This is a genomic window from Reyranella sp. (assembly GCF_030651995.1).
GTDB lineage: Bacteria > Pseudomonadota > Alphaproteobacteria > Reyranellales > Reyranellaceae > Reyranella.
Genome location: NZ_JAUSBN010000082.1, coordinates 34,274 through 51,854, shown reverse-complemented (window position 1 = coordinate 51,854; position 17,581 = coordinate 34,274). Strand labels below are relative to the sequence as shown.

The following is a 17,581-nucleotide window of genomic DNA, read 5'->3' as shown; positions in this document are numbered from 1 at the left end:
ACGTCCGCCGACATCCGGAAGTCGATGCCGCCACCGCCGGCACCGCCAAAGCCGATCCAGCTCGCCGCAACCGCGCCACCGCCGCCGCCGCCCACATCGGCCGACATCAGAAAGGCGATGCCGCCGCCGCCGGCGCCGCCGAAGCCGATCCAGCTCGCCGCAACCGCGCCACCGCCGCCGCCGCCCACGTCCGCCGACATCCGGAAGGCGATGCCGCCACCGCCGGCACCGCCGAAGCCGATCCAGCTCGCCGCAACCGCGCCACCGCCGCCGCCGCCCACGTCCGCCGACATCAGGAAGGCGATGCCGCCACCGCCGGCACCGCCAAAGCCGATCCAGCTCGCCGCAACCGCGCCACCACCGCCGCCGCCCACGTCCGCCGACATCCGCAAGGCAGCGCCTGTCGATCCCGATGCGTGGCCTGCAACCTCAGCCGGTCAGGTCAGGGCCGTCCAGGCGCTGCTGCGCGAGATGCGGTTCTACGAGCGCGCACCCGATGGCCGCATGGGCCCGGCGACGCGCGCGGCAATCCGCGAATACGAGGGGCTGGCCGGGCTCAAGGTCACGGGCCAGGCGAACCGGGAGTTGTTCAACTCGCTGAAGGAGATGCAGCTCCTGATGAAGCCCAAGCCGAAGGACAGCTCAAACTAGGCGGCCGGCGTGCCGCCACCACGACACAGGAAGCAGCGACGCGGCGCGCTGCGCTTCCTCGATGGTTGCATAGAGGCCAAAGCAGGTCGCACCGCTGCCGCTCATCGCGGCATGGGCGACGCCGTCGCTCCGCCTGAGCCGGTCGAGGACACCGGCGATTTCCGGCTGCAGCGAGATCGCGGCCTCGGTCAGGTCGTTGCCGCGTCGCCCGAGGTCCTCGGCCAAAGAACCAAGGTCCGGCCAGCCCTCGCCGATCGGTCGGGCCGCCGAGAAGCTGCCCTGCCGCGCGCCGAAGACGGCGGGCGTCGGCAGCGCGACGCCGGGATTGACCAGCAGGATGGCGCAGGCCGGCAGGGCCGGCGCCGGCGCAAGACGCTCGCCGATGCCTGAAGCCAGGGCAGGCCGGCCGGCGAGGCACATCGGCACGTCGGCACCCAGAGTCTCGGCGAGATCGAACAATTCCTCCTGTGGCATCGCGACACGCCACAGCTCGACCAGTGCGAGCAGGGTTGCTGCAGCATCGGCCGATCCACCGCCGAGCCCGGCCGCCACGGGGATGCGCTTGGTGAGACGAATGGCAGCGCGCGGCGCCACGCCGGCGCGGCCAGCAAGCAGGCGCGCGGCCTTCAGCACCAGGTTGTCGGGATCGCCTTCGAGGGAAGCCGCGACAGGTCCGACGATCTCGAGGGTCAGGTCGGAGGCAGGTGCGACCTCGATCTCGTCGGCAAGATCGGTGAAGGCGACCAGCGAATCGAGCAGGTGGAAGCCGTCGGCGCGACGTCCGACGACTTGCAGCCAGAGATTGACCTTGGCGCGCGCGCGCGGCACGGCCCCTGCCCTTCGATCAGCCGCCCTGCTTGGAGTCGGCAGCCTTCTCGTAGACGGTCGGCTTGTCGTTCGACGGGTTCAGCCCGTTGGCGATCTTGTCCTGGATGACCGGCACGCGATCCTTTTCGGGCTTCTGGTTCAGCGCGCGCTCCCACTGGAAGCGTGCCTCGCGACGGCGGCCGACATGCCAGTAGGCATCGCCGAGGTGATCGGTGATCGTCGCGTCGTCGCCCTTCTGCTCGGTCGCGCGCTCGAGCCACTCCACCGCCTTCTCGTACTGGCCGAGCCGGTAATAGGCCCAGCCGACGCTGTCGGTGATGGAACCGTCGTCCGGCCGCAGCTCGGTCGCGCGCTCCAGCATCTTCATGCCTTCCTGCAGGTGCAGGCCCTGGTCGATCCAGCTGTAGCCGAGATAGTTCAGCACGTAGGGCTGCTCCGGCGAGAGCTCGAGCGCCTTCTTCATGTCGGCCTCGGCCTTCGGCCAGTTCTTGGTGCGCTCGAGCACGATCCCGCGGCCGAAATAGACCTGCCAGTGGCGCTCGTCGGGCGTGCCCAGCCGGGAGATCGCCGTGTCGTAGGCGGCGACCGCCTCGGCAAAGCGGTCCTTGCTTCGCAACAGGTCGGCCAGGGTCAGCGCCGCGTCGATGCGATCGGGCTTCTCGGCCACCAGCGTCCTGAGGCGGGCGACGGCCTGGTCGAACTTGTCTTCCTGGGCGTCGAGCGCCGCCGTTCGCAGCCTCGCCTGCCAGTAGAGCGGCGAGTTCGGGCCGATCTTGCCCAGCGCGGCAACCGCCTTTGGGATCTGGTTGAACTGCTCGTACAGGCCCGCGATCATCAGCCAGGCGAAATCCTGGTCCGGCTTCAGCGCGGTGGCGAGCTGGTAGAAGATCAGCGCAAGATCGGTGCGCTGGTTGCGCGGATCGGAGGCGAGGATGCCGCCGATGTCGAACAGGATTTCGGCGATGCCCGAGGCCGGCGTCGGCGGCTTGGGCATGGGCGCATTGGGACCCATCAGCCCGTCCATGACGACGGAGTCGCTGTAGCGCGTGCCGTAGTTCTTCAGGATCTCCCGCGCTTCGGCGTCCTTGCCGAGACGCCGCAGCCCTTCGGCGACCGAGATCGTGGTGCGCAGCCCGTTGCGGTCGATCGACATGGCGCGCCGGTACTTCGCCTCTGCGGCAGCCTTGTCCCCCGCCATCTCGTCGATCTGACCCTCGACGACCAGTGACGGCGCCTCGGATCGCTCGCCGGCCGGGGGCTTCAAACGCACGAGCAGAGCCCGCGCGGCCGCGTAGTCCTTTTCGCCGGCCTTCAGCCACGCCATCACGTATTCGCGCAGCGCGCCCAGCTGATTCTCGGCGCCGATCTTGCTGAGCTGCTGTTCGGCGGCCTTGTATTCACCCTTCTTGATGGCCTGGATCGCCATCACGAGATTGGCGAAGCCGTCGCCCGGCCGTGTCGCCAGCACCGCCGGTGCCAGCTCGGCCGCCGAATCGATACGGCCGGCATACATGCGAAGGCGAAAGACGGCATAGATCAGCTCGGGGTCGAGCGGCGTCAGCGCCAGAGCCTGATCCATCTGGTCGGCCGCGGCGTCGTAATCGTGATCCTGTTCGCCGACCCGGGCGGCGAGGTAACGGCCCTGCAGCGAGATCGGCGCCAGCCGCTGGCCGGGCTGGACTGCCGGCGACCGCGTCGCCGGTGGCTTTGCGCCGCCCTGGGGCGCCGGGCCCTGCTGGGCCTGGCCGGAGACGGGAACAGCGAGCAGCAGCGCGGCGGAAAGCAGCGCGAAGGAGGTACGGTTCATGCAGCTCACATGTTGGGGTAATTGGGACCGCCACCGCCTTCGGGGACGCTCCAATCGATGTTCTGTGCGGGATCCTTGATGTCGCACGTCTTGCAGTGCACGCAGTTCTGCGCGTTGATCTGGAAGCGCGGCTGCCCATTGTCGGCCGTCACGACTTCGTAGACGCCGGCCGGGCAGTAGCGCTGCGCGGGCTCGGCATAGAGCGGCAGGTTGACGGCGATCGGGATCGACGGATCGCGCAGCTTCAGGTGAACCGGCTGGTCCTCCTCGTGGTTGGTGTTCGACAGGAACACCGAGGAGAGCTTGTCGAAGGAGATCACCCCGTCGGGCTTGGGATACTGGATCGGCTGGAACTCGCTGGCCGGCCGCAGCGTCTCATGGTCGGCCTTGTGATGGTGCAGGGTCCACGGCACGCGCAGCCCGAGATCGTGCAGCCACATGTCCATGCCGCCGTACAGCGTGCCGAGCGTGGTGCCCCACTTCAGCGCCGGCTTCACGTTGCGCACCTTGTCGAGGTCCTTCCAGACCCACGACGCCTTCAGCTTTACCGGATAGGCGATCAACTCGTCGCCGCCGGTCTTGCCGCCGGCAAGTGCCTCGAACGCCGCCTCGGCGGCCAACATGCCGCTCTTCACCGCGTTGTGGCTGCCCTTGATGCGCGGCACGTTGACGAAGCCCGCCGAGCAGCCGATCAGCGCGCCGCCGGGGAAGGTGAGCTTGGGCACCGACTGGATGCCGCCCTCGTTGATGGCGCGCGAGCCATAGACCAGGCGCTTGCCGCCCTTGAGATACTTGGCGACGTCCGGATGCGTCTTGAAGCGCTGGAATTCGTCGAACGGCGAGAGGTACGGGTTCTCGTAGCTGAGATGCACCACGAGGCCGATGGCGACGAGGTTGTCGCCGAAATGGTACATGAACGAACCGCCCGAGCTGCCGGTCTCCGACAGCGGCCAGCCCTGCGAGTGGACCACCAGGCCCTTGCGGAAGTTGGCCGGCTCGACCTGCCACAGTTCCTTGATGCCGATGCCGAACTTCTGCGGATCGACGCCGTCGCGCAGGTCGAACTTCGCCATGAGCTGCTTGGCCAGCGAGCCGCGCACGCCCTCGCCGATCAAGGTGTACTTGGCGTGCAGTTCCATGCCGGGCGTGTAGCTGTCCTTGTGGGTGCCGTCCTTGGCCACTCCCATGTCGCCGGTCGCGACGCCCTTCACCGAGCCGTCCTCGTTGTAGAGCACCTCGGCCGCGGCAAAGCCTGGATAGATCTCGACGCCCAGCGCCTCGGCCTGCTGGCCGAGCCAGCGGCAGACCTCGCCGAGGCTCACGATGTAGTTGCCGTGGTTGTTCATCAGCCGCGGCAGCAGGAAGTTGGGGAACCGGTAGGAACCGCTCTTCGTCAGGAACAGGAACTGGTCGTCGGTGACCTGGGTCTCGAGCGGCGCGCCCTTTTCCTTCCAGTCCGGGATGAGCTCGTTGAGGCCGATCGGGTCGACGACGGCGCCGGACAGGATGTGCGCGCCCAGTTCCGAACCCTTCTCGATCAGGCAGACGGAGACTTCGTGGTTGCGCTCCGCGGCGAGCTGCTTCAGGCGAATCGCTGCCGACAGTCCGGCCGGACCACCACCCACGATCACCACGTCGTATTCCATCGCCTCGCGCGTCATGCCCATCTCGCTCTGCAATTCCATTTTCCCGATGGACGCACGCCTGTCGGACGGCAATCCTTTGATTTAGATAGCGTGTCGGGGGCAGGATCGCTACCCGCTGAAAAGGGGAATTCCCGTGCCAGAGTTGATCGATATCGAGAGCCAGACCTTCTCTGCACGCGATTTCAGGCTGGAAAGTGGCAAGACGCTACCCATCCTCGAACTTGCCTACGAAACCTACGGCACCCTGTCGCCAGCCAAGGACAACGCCATCCTCGTCGTGCACGGCTACACCTCGTCCCATCACGCTGCAGGCAGGAATGCCGCCGGCAAGCAGGGCCGCGGCGTCGCCGAGGGGTCGGCCGGCTGGTTCGACGGGCTGATCGGGCCGGGCAAGGCCATCGACACCGACCGGCATTTCGTCGTGTCGGTGAACGCGCTGGGCTCCGCGCACGGCAGTTCCGGCCCCAATTCGATCGATCCCGGCACCGGCAAGCCCTACGGGCCGACCTTTCCCGAGGTCACCCTGCGCGACATGGTGGCCAGCCAGAAGCTGCTGGTCGATTCGCTCGGCCTGAAGAGCCTGGTGGCCGTGGTCGGTCCGTCGATGGGCGGCTTCCAGTCGTTCCAGTGGGCCGCCTCCTACCCCGGCTTCATGAAGGGCATCGCCGCCTCCGTCACCGCGCCGCGCGCGCCCGGCCGCCTCGGCGGCCTCGAGGCGCTGCAGAAGCGACTCGCCAGCGATCCGAACTGGAACGGCGGCTGGTACTACGAGAACGGCGGCATTGCCGGCACCCTGGAGCAGATCCGCTACGAGACGCTGCTGAACTACGGCCAGGGCGAAGCCGAGGCCAAGGTCGCCGCCAAGAGCTGGGCGCAGATCTACGACGGCCATTCGCTGGTCACCCTGCGGCGCGCGATCGACGGGTTCGACATCACCCGGCAGTACGACCAGCTGAAGAAGACCAAGGTCCTCTACGTCATCTCAAAGACCGACAGACTGTTCGACCTCACCGACTGCGCCGCCCACGCGCTCGACATGCGCAAGGCCGGCGTCGACCTCACCTATGTCGAGATGCCGTCGGACAAGGGCCACATGGCGAGCCATGCCGACGCCGCGATGTGGGCGCCGATCCTGGGTGCCTTCCTCAAGAGCCTGGCATGATCGAGGCGGCGTTCGCTCCGCAGGACGCCGCCGCGCTGCTGCGCTGGTACGTCGATCACGGGATCGACGAGACGATCGGCGAGGAGGCGATCGACCGCGTCGCGCTGCCGCCGCCGACGGCGGTTGCCGCCGCTCCAGCTGCCTCCGCGGGACCCGCCGCGTCGACACCTGCGGCGCCGACGCCGATCCGTGCGCCGACCGCACCGGCGGTCGCGCGCGCGCCCGTGCCGCTGGAATCACCGCAGCTCGCCGAAGACGCGCGCGAGGTCTCGCGCCGGGCGACCAGCATCGCCGAACTCGAAGAAGCCGTGCGCGCTTTCGAAGGCTGCGCGCTGAAGCGCACGGCCAAGAACACGGTGTTCGCCGATGGCGTCGCCGGCGCGCCGGTGATGATCGTCGGTGAAGCGCCGGGCGCGGACGAGGATCGGCTCGGCAAGCCGTTCGTCGGCGTGAGCGGCCAGCTCATGGACCGCATGTTTGCCGCCATCGGCATGAGCCGCGAGCGCGACCTCTACATCACCAACATTCTGTTCTGGCGGCCGCCGGGCAACCGCACGCCGACTTTGTCCGAGCAGGCGATCTGCCTTGCCTTCACCCGCCGCCACATCGAACTCGCCCGCCCGAAGATCGTGGTGCTGGCCGGCGGCACCGCGGTGAAGGCCGTGCTGAACACGACCGAGGGCATCACCCGCCTGCGCGGCAAATGGACGACGCTCACGCTCGACGACGGCAGCGAAGTCCCGGCCCTGCCGACCTTCCATCCCGCCTACCTGCTGCGCACGCCGGCCAGCAAACGCCAGAGCTGGGCCGACCTCCTGTCGCTCGACAAGCGGCTAAAGGAGCTGGGCGTTCGCTGAAGCCCGTCATCTCGGCCGAAGCCGAGCCCATCGAGCACCTCGGGATAAGCAAGTCGCTCTATCACGCTGTTTTAACTGGGTTTTTGGAGAAGGCTGGCGAGCCACGCCGATCCATCGACGGTCACCACGACACAAATTCCAGGAGGGCACCACCTCCGCTTCATTTGTTTCGTTTATTTCGTTAGTTTCGTTTATTTGCGGGGACGATGAGGTGAATGGGTCAGGTTGAAATGGAAAGTCTCTAAAATCTACAGTCCTCGGCTAGGGTTCCTCATCAAAGAGCGCTCAGAGCTTCTTCCTCAAGAAAAACTTCTTATGGCCCGGCGGGTAGTCGTCGAGGGTGGCGAAGACCTCGTAGCCGCGCTTCTCGTAGAACGGGCGGGCCTGCCAGGTGTGGGTGTCGAGATGGGCGGAGTGACAGCCGCGCGTGCGGGCATAGTCCTCGGCGGCGTCCATCAGACGCGTGGCGTGGCCCTGGCCGCGCAGCGCCTCGTCGACCCACAGGGTCGACACGAACAGCCAGTCCGACCATAGGTAGCCGAGCAGGCCGCCCAGGGTTTCGTCCTTCTCGCCTTTCAGGAAAATCTTGCAGGGATAGTAGTCGGACCTGCCGGTGCGGCTCGAATTGAACATCGACAGACGTTCGCCCACATAGCCCGCAGCGCGCGCATTGTCGGGATCGAAGACGAGCTCGACCTTTTCCATCAGCGCCCAGCCACCTCAGCGCATCACGGCACGCTGGCGGACCAGCGCCAGCACGCTGCGGCCGATCGGCATGTCGACGCCGACCCATTCCGACATCTCAACGACGGCGCCCAGAAGCGCCTCGATCTCGAGCGGCCGGCCGCGTTCGAGGTCCTGCAGCATCGATGTCTTGTGGGCACCCACTTCGGCACCGCCGGCGATGCGCTTGTCGACGTTGATGGCGAACTTCACGCCGAGCTTCTCGGCGACGGCCTGCCCCTCGACCATGAGAGCGCGGCAGACGGCATGCGTTCCTGGATCGCGGATCACCTTGTCGAGGGTCGCGCCGGTCAGCGCACTGATCGGGTTGAAAGCCATGTTGCCCCAGAGCTTGACCCACAGCTCGTCGCGGATGCGCGGGCGCACCGGCGCCTTGAGGCCGGCCTTGATCAGCAGTTCCGACAGCTTCGCCGCGCGCTCGCTGCGGCTGCCGTCCGGCTCTCCCAGCGTGAAGCGGTCGCCGTAGGTGTGGTGGATCACGCCCGGCTCGACCACGTCGGCCGCCGGATAGACGATGCTGCCCAGCACCTGCGAGGGCGGCAGCGCGGCCGTTAGCTCACCGCCGGGATCGACCGATTCGATGCGCTTGCCTTCGAACGCGCCGCCGAGCTTGTAGGTGTACCACCAGGGCACGCCGTTGATCGCCGCGACGATGGTGGTGTGCGGCCCGATCAGCGGCTTCAGCTGCTCCATGGCCGGCAGCAGCGAATGCGCCTTCAGGGTCAGGACGAGGTAGTCCTGCGGGCCGATCTCCTTCGGATCGGAGGCGACGCGCGGTTCCGTCACCGTCTCCTTGCCGTCGCTCAGCAGCACGAGCCCCCTGGTGCGCAGCGCCTCGCCATGGGGGCCGCGCGCGACCACGGTGACAGGCGTGCCGGCCATCTCGAGCTTGGCCGCCATCAGGCCGCCGATCGCACCGGCGCCGAAAACGCAGATCGAGGTCACGTCATCGTCCTCAGGCTTTTGCCTCGGCGAGGCCGAGCTTGGCGGCAAGGCCGATGCGCTGCAGCTTGCCGGTGGCGCCCTTGGGGATCTCGCTCACGAACACGACCTTGCGCGGCACCTTGAAGTCGGCTGCGTGCTTGGCCACGAAGTCGCGCAGCTCGCGCTCCGTCGCCTCCTGGCCTGCCCGCAGCACGACGACCGCGCCGACATCCTCGCCCAGCATGTGATGGGGGATCGCGAAGGTCACGCACTGCTCGACCGCCGGATGATCCATCAGGATCGTGTCGACCTCGATCGGGCTGATCTTCTCGCCGCCGCGGTTGATGATCTCCTTCAGGCGGCCGGTCAGGAACAGGTAGCCATCCTCGTCGAAGCGGCCCTGGTCGCCGGTGCGGAACCAGCCCTCGGCGAAGGCCTTCAGGTTGGCATCGGGATTGTTGTCGTACCCCGCCGTCACGTTCGGTCCCTGGATCACGACCTCGCCGATCGTGCCCTGGGGCAGGAAGTGGCCGGCCTCGTCCATGATGGCGATCTTGGGCCCCGCCGGCAGGCCGACGGCGCCGGGCTTGCGCTTGCCCGGGGGCAACGCGTTCGACGCCATCTGGTGGCTGGCCTCGGTCATGCCATAGGCCTCGATCACCGGGCAGTCGAAGGCGGCTTCGAGTTCCAGCATGACCTGCGGCGGCAGCGAGGCCGACGAGGAGCGGATGAAGCGCAGCCTGGCGGCCTTCGCCGCATCGGCGTGGCTGCGCAGCCGCGTCAGGATCGCCTGGTGCATGGTCGGCACGGCCGTGTACCAGGTGGGCTTCACCTCCTCGAGCTGGGCGAAGAAGCGCAGCGCGTTGAAGCCCGGCGTGCACGACACCGCGGCGCCGGCCCCCAGCGACGAGAGCGTCGCGGCGATCAGCCCGTGGATGTGGAACAGCGGCATGATATTCATGCAGCGGTCGCCCGGCGTCAGCGCCAGCGACTCCGCGATGTGGCGCGCCGAGGCCGCGAGGTTCGCCGTCGACAGCGGCACGATCTTCGGCCGTGCCGTCGTGCCCGACGTGTGGAGCACCAGGGCGATCTCGCCGTCGACCGACGTACCGGGGCTCGCGGCCTTGGCCGGCTTCAGCGCCGACACGTCGAGCGTGAAGCTGCCGGCCGGGCCGTCGGCGGTCGGGATCAGCTCGATGATCGGCACGCCGACCTTCTCGGCCATGCCGCGTACGGGGCTGTCCATGCCCTGCTGCACGATCACCGCCTTGGGCTTCAGGTCGTCGAGGTAGAACTCGAACTCGTCGGCACGATAGGCGGGATTGAGCGGCGCTGAGCTGGTACCGGAGGCGACGGCGATGAACGAGGACGCCATCTCCGGCCCGTTCGGTGCGACCATGGCGACGCGGTCGCCGCGGCCGATGCCGACGGCGTTCAGTGCCGCCAGCGTATCGTCCGTCAGCTTCTTCAGGCCGCCATAGGTGAGCCACGGCCGGCCCGGTGCGCCGATCGCCGGCGCATCGGGCTTGCCCGCGGAGGTGACGTCGTAAACGGTCTTGATCATCGTCTGTCCTCAGAGTCTCACTCGAAACGAATGCAGCCAAAAACAACAGGCTATGAACAGCCCCCGATAGCCTCACCCTGAGGAGCATCGCGCAGCGGTGCTCCTCAGGATGAGGTAAGTGCTTGATCAGCCCTCTCAGACCGCCGCTTTCTCGTCGGCAATGATGCGATCGTAGGCCGGCAGGGTCAGGAACTCGTAGAACTGCGGCTGCTCGACGAGGTCGATCATCAGCTGGGCCGCATCCTCGTAGCGGCCCTTGGCATAGGCCTCCTCGCCGATCTGCGCCTTCACCTTGTCGTTCTCCTCGCGCACGATCTGGCGCACGAGTTCCTTGGTGATGGCGCGCCCGTCGTCGAGCTTCTGGTTGTGGCGTACCCACTGCCAGACCTGCGCGCGGCTGATCTCGGCGGTGGCGGCGTCTTCCATCAGGTTGAACAGCGGCACGCAGCCGATGCCGCGCAGCCAAGCCTCGACATAGCCGATGCCCACGGCCACGTTCTGGCGCAGGCCCGCCTCGGTCTTCGGCCCGGTGGGGATCTGGATCAGGTCGGCCGCGGTGACGTGCACGTCCTGGCGCTTGCGCGCGATCTGGTTGGCTTCCTTCATGACCGCATCGAACTCGGCCTTGGCGATCGGCACCAGGCCGGGATGGGCGACCCAGGTGCCGTCATGGCCGTCACCGGCCTCGCGCTTCTTGTCGGCGTGGACGCGGCCCATCGCCTCCTCGTTGGCCTTCGGATCGTTCTTGATCGGAATCTGCGCCGCCATGCCGCCCATCGCATGCACTTCGCGGCGATGGCAGGTCTTGATCACGAGCTGGCTGTAGGAGCGCAGGAAGTGCGAGGTCATGCCGACCGTGCCGCGATCGGGCAGCACCGCCCACTCCTGCTCGCGGAACTTCTTGATGAAGGAGAAGATGTAATCCCAGCGGCCGCAGTTGAGGCCGGCGGAATGGTCCTTCAGCTCCCACAGGATCTCGTCCATCTCGAAGGTGGCGACGATCGTCTCGATCAGCACAGTGGCCTTGATCGACTTCTGCGGCACGCCGAGTGCGTCCTGTGCTGCGACAAACACGTCGTTCCACAGCCGCGCCTCGAGATGGCTCTCGAGCTTCGGCAGGTAGAAATACGGCCCGGTGCCGCGCGACAGCGCTTCCTTGGCGTTGTGGAAGAAGTACAGGCCGAAATCGAACAGCGAGCCCGACATCGGCTTGCCGTCCACGGTCATGTGCTTCTCCAGCAGATGCCAGCCGCGGGGGCGCACGAACAGAGTCGCGATCGTGTCGTTCAGCTTGTAGGCCTTGCCGCTGACCGGATCGACATAGTCGATCTGGCGGCGCACCGCGTCGGCCAGATTGTACTGGCCCTCGATCATGTTGGCCCAGGTCGGGGTCGAGGCGTCTTCGAAGTCGGCCATGAAGACGTTGGCGCCGCAGTTCAGCGCGTTGATGATCATCTTGCGGTCGACCGGCCCGGTGATCTCGACCCGGCGGTCGAGGATGTCCTTGGGCAGCGGCGCGACCGTCCAGTCGCTCTCCCGGATCTTGGCTGTCTCGGGCAGGAAGTCCGGCTTCTCGCCGGCGTCGAGGCGCTTCTGACGCTCGACGCGCAGGGCCAGGAGTTCCTCGCGGCGGGCGTTGAACTTGCGCTGCAGGTCGGCGACGAAGGCGACTGCCTCTTTCGTGAGCACCTTTTCGAAACCGGGCTTGAGGGCGCCGTCGATCGTCACACCTGCAGGAAGGTCCAAAGCCGCCATCGTCGTTCCCCTCGAAATTCTTTCGGTTTCAGTCGAAAGGGCGATTTACCGCCTTGAGGCGGTACCCGGCAAGGCGCTACGAGGGTTCATGGACGCCGCTTTCGTCGTAGACTGGCTGAATCTGCTGCTGCGCTGGGCTCACATGATCGTGGGCATCGCCTGGATCGGCGCCTCTTTCTATTTCATCTGGCTGGACAACCACCTGCACAAGCCGCTCGACCCGGCCGACGAGGCCAGGGGAATCGGCGGCGAGGTCTGGGCAGTCCATGGCGGCGGCTTCTACACGGCCAAGAAGTTCAAGGTCGCGCCGGAGCGGCTGCCGCCCGAACTGCACTGGTTCAAGTGGGAAGCCTATACGACCCTCGTCACCGGCTTCTTCCTGCTCTGCCTCGTCTATTACTACGGCGCCGAGGTCGCGCTGATCGACCCGGCGGTAATGCCGCTGACGCAGGCGCAGGCGATCGCCATCGGGCTCGGGTTCCTCGTGCTGGGATGGCTGGTCTACGACTTTCTCTGCCGCTCGACCCTGGGCCAGGACGACGTCGTGCTGGGCGGCCTCATCTTCCTCTACTGCGTCGCCGCCGCCTGGGCGCTCTGCCACATCTTCTCCGGCCGCGGCGCCTACATCCATTTCGGCGCGATGCTCGGCACCATCATGGTGCTGAACGTCTACTTCGTGATCATCCCGGGCCAGCGCGAGCTGGTGAAGGCCAAGGAGGAGGGCCGCATCCCCGACCCGATCCACGGGCTGCGTGGCCGCCAGCGCTCGGTCCACAACACCTATTTCACACTGCCGGTGCTGTTCACGATGATCAGCAACCATTATGCCGGCCTCTACGGCCACGAGTGGAACTGGGTGCTGCTGCTGACGATCTCGATCGCCGGCGCCCTGATCCGCGTCTGGTTCGTCCAGCGCCACAAGGGCAACGCCAACCCGCTGGTCCTTGCGGCGGGCTTCGTCTTCATCGCCTTCACGGCCCTGCTCGCCCTCCCGAGGCCGAGCGCCGACGGCGGCGGACCGGTGGCCTTCGCCGAGGTCCAGCCCATCATCCAGGCGCGCTGCACGTCCTGCCATGCCGCAAAGCCCACCCAGGAAGGCTTCCTGGCGCCGCCCAAGGGACTCCTGCTCGAGACTCCCGCACAAATTCACGCCATGGCCGCGGCCATCAACCAGCAGGCCGCCGCCTCGCGCGTCATGCCACCCGGCAACATGACGAACATCACCGATGCCGAGCGCCGCATGATTGCGCGCTGGTTCAAAGGCGGCGCACAATAGGCTCATGAACGTCCGCTCCCGCGGCTTGTCGTGGCGCCGTCTGCTGACGGCGGCGCTGGCGGCGGTCGCGATCTTCCTCTTCTGGACCCAGACCTCCGAACGCGGACAACGCGAAGTCGCGCGCGGTGCCACGATTTCCGCCGAGGCACGCGAGGCGGGCCAGGGCTGGGGCGCGAGCGTGGGCTTCGCCGACCAGCGGCGCCTCGACGATCATTACCAGAAGCATGGCAGCGAATTCGGGCGCATCACGAAGCAGGACTATCTCCGCCAGGCGCAGTTGCTGCGCGATGCGAAGGTCGGCGGACCTGTCCTCGAGACAGTGCGGCGGGATGGCGTCGTCACCCGTTTCGACCGTGACACTGGCGCCTTCATCGCGTTCAATTCCAACGGCATCATACGCACCTTCTTCAAACCCAACGACGGCGAGCGTTATTACCGTCGGCAATCCCAACGGGGGAACGATTGAAGCCGCCACCGCCACCCGGCCCGCCCGACGTCGCGGAACTGCAGGAGCTGATCGACCAGTGGGCTGCCTTTGCCAGAGATCTGGAACGGCAGGTCTACACGTTCGACCTCGACAACTGGCTGAACGATGTCGACGTGCGCGAGCTGATCCTCGAGGCGCTGCCGATGTTCGGCCGCGACGAGATGGGCGACCACGCGCTGAAGCTCGACGAGGCGGACCGGGCCTTCATGGCCGCGACGCGCGACTTCAAGCGCTGCGTCTGGGGACACGGCACCGCGCGCAAGGAAAAATGGACCCCCCAGGAGAACTGGTGGTACTTCCGCACACCGACCCGCTCCAACGCCCAGCTTGAAGACGAGCTCGCCACGGTTCGCTAAGACAATGGCATGAGCACGCCGAAAATTCTGGTCGAGGCCCAGGGGCCGGTGACCACCATCATCATCAACCGGCCGCAGGCCAGGAACGCGCTGGACAACGAGGCGGCGCACGGGCTGGCCGATGCCTTGCGCGCCTTCGATGCCGATGCCGAAGCCCGCGTCGCCGTGCTGACCGGCGCGGGCGGCGCCTTCTGCGCCGGCGCCGATCTCAAGGAGCTGGGATCGGGAACGGACTATTTTCCCTGGGCCGGCAGCGACCAGGGCCCGCTGCGGGCGCCCCTGTCGAAGCCGGTGATCGGCGCCATCGAGGGCCATGCCTGCGCCGGCGGCCTGGGCGTCGCGCTTTTCTGCGACATCCGCATCGTCGACGAGACGGCGACCTTCGGCGTCTTCTCGCGCCGCTGGGGCGTGCCGATGAGCGACGGCACGACCGTCCGCCTGCCCCGCATCGTGGGCCAGGGCCGCGCCATGGACATGCTGCTGACCGGCCGCGCCGTCGGTGCCGACGAGGCGATCGTGATCGGCCTGGCCACGCGCAAGGTGGCGCGCGGCACGACGCGCGCGGAGGCCGAGGCGCTGGCCCGCCAGATCGCGGGCTTCCCGCCGATCGCCATGACGTCGGACCGCCAGTCGGCCTATGAGAGCTTCGACCGCGACGAGGCGTCAGCGATCCGTCGCGAGATGGAACTGTCGCTCGAGGCACGGCGACGGGAATCGCAGAGCGGCGCGGCGCGCTTCGCCCAGGGCGAAGGCCGGCACGGCCAATTCAAGAAATAGTTCGAGAGGTAGAGAATATGCGGGCGCTGGTTTGTCATGCCTATGGTCCGATCGACAGTCTGAAGGTCGAGGACATTCCGCAGCCCGTGCCGAAGGCCGGCGAGGTGCTGGTCAAGGTCCGGGCCGCGGGGGTGAGTTTCGCCGCGATGCTGGGCGTGCAGGGCAAGCACCAGAACAAGCCGCCCATGCCCTATGTGCCCGGCAACGAACTGGCCGGCCATGTCGTGGCGCTGGGCGACGGCGTGACCAACGTTTCCGTGGGTGACCGCATCGCGACGGGCGTCAGCCAGGGTGCCTTCGCCGAGTACGCGACGGCGGCGGCCGCAAACCTCGTGCAGATCCCCGAGATCATGCCCTATGCCGAGGCGACCAATTTCCCGACGCTCTACCCCACGGCCTATGGCGCCCTGAAGTGGAAGGCCAACCTGCAGCCCGGAGAAGTGCTGCTGGTGCACGGCGCGGGCGGCGGCTCGGGCCTCACCGCCATCGAGGTCGGCAAGGCCATGGGCGCGATCGTGATCGCCAGCGCCGGCGGCGCCGACAAGCTGAAGGCCGCGCGCGAAGCCGGCGCCGATCATCTGATCGACTATCGCGCGGAGGATTTGCGCACCAAGGTACTGGAAGTTACCGGCGGCCGCGGCGCCGATGTCATCTACGATCCGGTCGGTGGATCGGCCTTCGATGCGTCGCTGCGCTGCGTGGCGCCCGAGGGCCGCCTCATCCCGATGGGCTTCGCCAGCGGCACCGTCCCGCAGATCCCGGCCAACATCCTGCTGGTCAAGAACGTGACGGTGATCGGCTTCTACTACGGCTACTGGAATGGCTGGGGCGGCAAGGGCGTGCCGTCGCCCAAGGAGGCAGAGGCCCTCGCCCGGCGCCGTGCGCTCGTGGCGGATGCGCAAAAGGAACTCACGCACTGGTTCACCGAGGGCAAGCTCAAGGCGACCGTGGCGGCAACCTACGATCTTGCAGATTGGGTGAAGGCTTTTCGCCTGATCGAGGAACGCACCGTCGTCGGCAAGGCTGTCCTGGTTCCGTAACGCGTAGGCGCTTGTCGGTCCTGCAGTCGTTCCGGCATAGTCCGTTGGCATGCCGGTCCAGTGGACAATCTCCAAGCCGCACCAACTGGTGATTGCTGTCGCGCGCGACGAGCTGCGACTCGCGGATGTCGAAGAGTATCTCGACGGCGTGACCGTCGCCGACGCCCTGCCCTACCGGAAGATCTTCGACACGACGGCTGCCCGCATGATGCTGAGCGACGCCGACATGATGGTGCTCGGCGCTCGCATCCGCGCCTATCAGAAGATGAGCAAGCTCGGCCCGCTTGCCATCGTGGCGGTCACCGAACGCGCCTACCAGCAGGCCAGACTGTTCGAGGTGCTGGCCGAAGGCGACCGTCCCGTGAAGATCTTCCGCGAACTGCACCTTGCCCGCGAATGGCTGGACGGGTTCGACTCAGGCTCCTGATTTACGCCGGCCAGACCTTGGGAAAGGTCTCGCATTCGAGCCGGTCGCCCGGCTTCAGCCCGTGCCCCTCGATCGGCGGCGAGATCTGTCCGGCGCGGGCGCCGTAGCGGGCATCGTCGCCGCACCAGCGCGTCGCATAAGCCCGACGGCGACGGGCGGTCGAGCGGTTGCCCGAGGCGCCGTGGAGCGTGAGCGCATGAAAGGCAATGACGTCGCCCGGCTCCATGTCCCAGGCGAGAAACTCGTGTTCGCTGCGCTCGGCATCGAGATCGGGCAGCGGCTCGAAGCGGCTGTCCTGGACCTGCAGGTCGACACCGCCCTGCTTGAAGAACTTGGGCTGGAACCAGCGTCCCCAGCGGTGCGAACCCTTCACGTATTCGACGCAGGTCTCGCGATCGACCGGATCGAGCGGGGTCCACAGCGAGATCACCTGCTCGCCGTCGATCGGATAGTAGGGCTGGTCGTGATGCCAGGGCGTGCGCTCCTGCGTACCCGGCTCCTTCACCAGGAGATGGTCGTGATAATAGACCACCTCCCTTGAGCCCATGAGCCTCGCCACGATTTCGCGCGCCGGCGACTCATAGACGAAGGCGCGGGCCGCCGGATGGCGCTGCCACAGCTGGAAGTCGACGAAGAACAGGCCGGGCGCGCCCTGCGGCGTGTTGATCCGCACCATCGGCCCGGGACTCGCCATGTCGTCGTCCACGGCTGCGCGCATCCGCTCGATCCATTCCAGGGGAATGGCGCCGCGCAGGCAGACGGCGCCATCCTCGCGGTAGCGGGCGATCTCGGCGTCGGTCGGCATCGGCATCGGAGGTCAGCTTCCCTGCAGCATGCGCAGCGGCGTGTAGACCAGCACCGTCTCGCCCTTCTGGTTCTTGACCAGGTTGGTGGTCCTCACCAGGGCGCGCATCGGGTCCTTGGAGGTCGGCTTGATCTCGGTGATCTCGATCTCGACGTGGAGCGTGTCGTTCACGTAGGTCGGCCCCTTGATGTCGAAGCCCATCGACAGGAAGGCAAGGCCGGTTCCCTGCAAGGTCGTCGGGATCACCAGCCCTTCGGCCATGGAGTAGACCAGGGCGCCCGGCACGGGATGCCCGCCGCGCATGGGCGCGTGCTCCCTGATGTATTCCCTGTTGGTGAACAACTCCTCGGAAAAGCCGCAAAGGGTCACGAAGTTCAGGAGATCGGACTCGAATATGGTTCGGCCATAGGTGACGAACTTCTCGCCGACCTTGAGGTCGCGCCAGTTCCAGCCTTCACCGAGCTGTTTCATGGGT

At 67.1% G+C, this 17,581-nt stretch carries 18 protein-coding genes and 1 pseudogene; 9 read left to right on the top strand and 10 right to left on the bottom strand.

Translation table 11 applies throughout. The features are described from left to right. Positions 1 to 386, bottom strand: a pseudogene (locus Q7V45_RS25315) (hypothetical protein); the annotation flags it as partial. Here Q7V45_RS25315 and Q7V45_RS25310 point away from each other — a divergent pair. After that, a complete protein-coding gene (locus Q7V45_RS25310; protein ID WP_304857123.1) occupies positions 304 to 651 on the top strand; it encodes a peptidoglycan-binding protein in 348 nt (115 codons plus the stop codon). The pseudogene Q7V45_RS25315 and the gene Q7V45_RS25310 sit on opposite strands and share 83 nt — an antisense overlap. Here the strand turns inward: Q7V45_RS25310 and Q7V45_RS25305 are convergent. From Q7V45_RS25305 to Q7V45_RS25295, 3 genes are read right to left on the bottom strand one after another with little or no spacing between them, the layout of a single operon-like run. Continuing rightward, the gene (locus Q7V45_RS25305) at positions 643 to 1,479 is read right to left on the bottom strand and encodes a 4-(cytidine 5'-diphospho)-2-C-methyl-D-erythritol kinase (protein ID WP_304857122.1); all 837 of its coding nucleotides are present in this window, start codon (positions 1,477 to 1,479) and stop codon (positions 643 to 645) included. The genes Q7V45_RS25310 and Q7V45_RS25305 overlap by 9 nt on opposite strands. A gap of 16 nt (positions 1,480 to 1,495) precedes the next feature. Further along, entirely contained in the window at positions 1,496 to 3,286 is a 1,791-nt protein-coding gene (locus tag Q7V45_RS25300) for a tetratricopeptide repeat protein (RefSeq protein ID WP_304857121.1), read from the bottom strand. 5 nt (positions 3,287 to 3,291) lie between these two features. Further along, positions 3,292 to 4,971 (bottom strand): electron transfer flavoprotein-ubiquinone oxidoreductase, encoded by a 1,680-nt coding sequence (locus Q7V45_RS25295; RefSeq protein ID WP_304857120.1) that lies wholly within the window; start codon positions 4,969 to 4,971, stop codon positions 3,292 to 3,294. Positions 4,972 to 5,065: 94 nt separating this feature from the next. Here Q7V45_RS25295 and Q7V45_RS25290 point away from each other — a divergent pair, with 94 nt between their 5' ends. After that, entirely contained in the window at positions 5,066 to 6,094 is a 1,029-nt protein-coding gene (locus tag Q7V45_RS25290) for an alpha/beta fold hydrolase family protein (RefSeq protein WP_304857119.1), read from the top strand. Continuing rightward, the gene (locus Q7V45_RS25285) at positions 6,091 to 6,951 is read left to right on the top strand and encodes a uracil-DNA glycosylase family protein (protein ID WP_304857118.1); all 861 of its coding nucleotides are present in this window, start codon (positions 6,091 to 6,093) and stop codon (positions 6,949 to 6,951) included. Before Q7V45_RS25290 ends, Q7V45_RS25285 begins: the two co-directional genes overlap by 4 nt. Before the next feature lie 285 nt (positions 6,952 to 7,236). Here the strand turns inward: Q7V45_RS25285 and Q7V45_RS25280 are convergent, their stop codons facing one another. From Q7V45_RS25280 to aceB, 4 genes are all read right to left on the bottom strand, one after another. Next, the gene (locus Q7V45_RS25280; protein ID WP_304857117.1) at positions 7,237 to 7,656 is read right to left on the bottom strand and encodes an N-acetyltransferase; all 420 of its coding nucleotides are present in this window, start codon (positions 7,654 to 7,656) and stop codon (positions 7,237 to 7,239) included. Between the two features lie 15 nt (positions 7,657 to 7,671). Further along, positions 7,672 to 8,640 (bottom strand): 2-dehydropantoate 2-reductase, encoded by a 969-nt coding sequence (locus tag Q7V45_RS25275; protein WP_304857116.1) that lies wholly within the window; start codon positions 8,638 to 8,640, stop codon positions 7,672 to 7,674. Positions 8,641 to 8,650: 10 nt separating this feature from the next. Then, entirely contained in the window at positions 8,651 to 10,183 is a 1,533-nt protein-coding gene (locus tag Q7V45_RS25270) for an acyl--CoA ligase (RefSeq protein ID WP_304857115.1), read from the bottom strand. 135 nt (positions 10,184 to 10,318) lie between these two features. Next, on the bottom strand, positions 10,319 to 11,938 hold the full coding sequence (gene aceB / locus Q7V45_RS25265) for a malate synthase A (RefSeq protein ID WP_304857114.1): 1,620 nt from the start codon (positions 11,936 to 11,938) through the stop codon (positions 10,319 to 10,321). 88 nt (positions 11,939 to 12,026) lie between these two features. Between aceB and Q7V45_RS25260 the strand changes: the two genes are divergently transcribed. From Q7V45_RS25260 to Q7V45_RS25235, 6 genes are read left to right on the top strand one after another with little or no spacing between them, the layout of a single operon-like run. Next, positions 12,027 to 13,214: a urate hydroxylase PuuD gene (locus Q7V45_RS25260; protein ID WP_304857113.1), complete on the top strand. Its 1,188-nt coding sequence runs from the start codon at positions 12,027 to 12,029 to the stop codon at positions 13,212 to 13,214. Positions 13,215 to 13,218: 4 nt separating this feature from the next. Then, on the top strand, positions 13,219 to 13,680 hold the full coding sequence (locus tag Q7V45_RS25255) for a hypothetical protein (protein WP_304857112.1): 462 nt from the start codon (positions 13,219 to 13,221) through the stop codon (positions 13,678 to 13,680). Beyond that, positions 13,677 to 14,057 (top strand): hypothetical protein, encoded by a 381-nt coding sequence (locus tag Q7V45_RS25250; RefSeq protein ID WP_304857111.1) that lies wholly within the window; start codon positions 13,677 to 13,679, stop codon positions 14,055 to 14,057. The genes Q7V45_RS25255 and Q7V45_RS25250 overlap by 4 nt, the downstream gene beginning before the upstream one ends. 9 nt (positions 14,058 to 14,066) lie before the next feature. Beyond that, positions 14,067 to 14,834: a crotonase/enoyl-CoA hydratase family protein gene (locus tag Q7V45_RS25245; protein ID WP_304857110.1), complete on the top strand. Its 768-nt coding sequence runs from the start codon at positions 14,067 to 14,069 to the stop codon at positions 14,832 to 14,834. Between the two features lie 17 nt (positions 14,835 to 14,851). Further along, positions 14,852 to 15,874: an NADPH:quinone oxidoreductase family protein gene (locus tag Q7V45_RS25240; protein ID WP_304857109.1), complete on the top strand. Its 1,023-nt coding sequence runs from the start codon at positions 14,852 to 14,854 to the stop codon at positions 15,872 to 15,874. 49 nt (positions 15,875 to 15,923) lie between these two features. Next, entirely contained in the window at positions 15,924 to 16,301 is a 378-nt protein-coding gene (locus tag Q7V45_RS25235; protein ID WP_304857108.1) for a hypothetical protein, read from the top strand. Position 16,302: 1 nt separating this feature from the next. Here the strand turns inward: Q7V45_RS25235 and Q7V45_RS25230 are convergent, their stop codons facing one another. Further along, a complete protein-coding gene (locus Q7V45_RS25230) occupies positions 16,303 to 17,112 on the bottom strand; it encodes a phytanoyl-CoA dioxygenase family protein (protein WP_304857107.1) in 810 nt (269 codons plus the stop codon). A gap of 6 nt (positions 17,113 to 17,118) precedes the next feature. Then, positions 17,119 to 17,577, bottom strand: a complete 459-nt coding sequence (locus Q7V45_RS25225) for an acyl dehydratase (protein ID WP_304857106.1) — start codon at positions 17,575 to 17,577, stop codon at positions 17,119 to 17,121. Positions 17,578 to 17,581: the final 4 nt, after the last annotated feature.

Bases quoted from the DNA above. Each gene is read 5' to 3' on its own strand.
- Q7V45_RS25310 (WP_304857123.1), top strand. From the start codon at position 304: ATGCCGCCACCGCCGGCACCGCCAAAGCCGATCCAGCTCGCCGCAACC.
- Q7V45_RS25260 (WP_304857113.1), top strand. From the start codon at position 12,027: ATGGACGCCGCTTTCGTCGTAGACTGGCTGAATCTGCTGCTGCGCTGG.
- Q7V45_RS25235 (WP_304857108.1), top strand. From the start codon at position 15,924: ATGCCGGTCCAGTGGACAATCTCCAAGCCGCACCAACTGGTGATTGCT.
- Q7V45_RS25270 (WP_304857115.1), bottom strand. From the start codon at position 10,183: ATGATCAAGACCGTTTACGACGTCACCTCCGCGGGCAAGCCCGATGCG.
- Q7V45_RS25280 (WP_304857117.1), bottom strand. From the start codon at position 7,656: ATGGAAAAGGTCGAGCTCGTCTTCGATCCCGACAATGCGCGCGCTGCG.
- Q7V45_RS25225 (WP_304857106.1), bottom strand. From the start codon at position 17,577: ATGAAACAGCTCGGTGAAGGCTGGAACTGGCGCGACCTCAAGGTCGGC.
- Q7V45_RS25300 (WP_304857121.1), bottom strand. From the start codon at position 3,286: ATGAACCGTACCTCCTTCGCGCTGCTTTCCGCCGCGCTGCTGCTCGCT.
- Q7V45_RS25255 (WP_304857112.1), top strand. From the start codon at position 13,219: ATGAACGTCCGCTCCCGCGGCTTGTCGTGGCGCCGTCTGCTGACGGCG.
- Q7V45_RS25285 (WP_304857118.1), top strand. From the start codon at position 6,091: ATGATCGAGGCGGCGTTCGCTCCGCAGGACGCCGCCGCGCTGCTGCGC.
- Q7V45_RS25245 (WP_304857110.1), top strand. From the start codon at position 14,067: ATGAGCACGCCGAAAATTCTGGTCGAGGCCCAGGGGCCGGTGACCACC.
- Q7V45_RS25230 (WP_304857107.1), bottom strand. From the start codon at position 17,112: ATGCCGATGCCGACCGACGCCGAGATCGCCCGCTACCGCGAGGATGGC.
- Q7V45_RS25240 (WP_304857109.1), top strand. From the start codon at position 14,852: ATGCGGGCGCTGGTTTGTCATGCCTATGGTCCGATCGACAGTCTGAAG.
- aceB (WP_304857114.1), bottom strand. From the start codon at position 11,938: ATGGCGGCTTTGGACCTTCCTGCAGGTGTGACGATCGACGGCGCCCTC.
- Q7V45_RS25295 (WP_304857120.1), bottom strand. From the start codon at position 4,971: ATGGAATTGCAGAGCGAGATGGGCATGACGCGCGAGGCGATGGAATAC.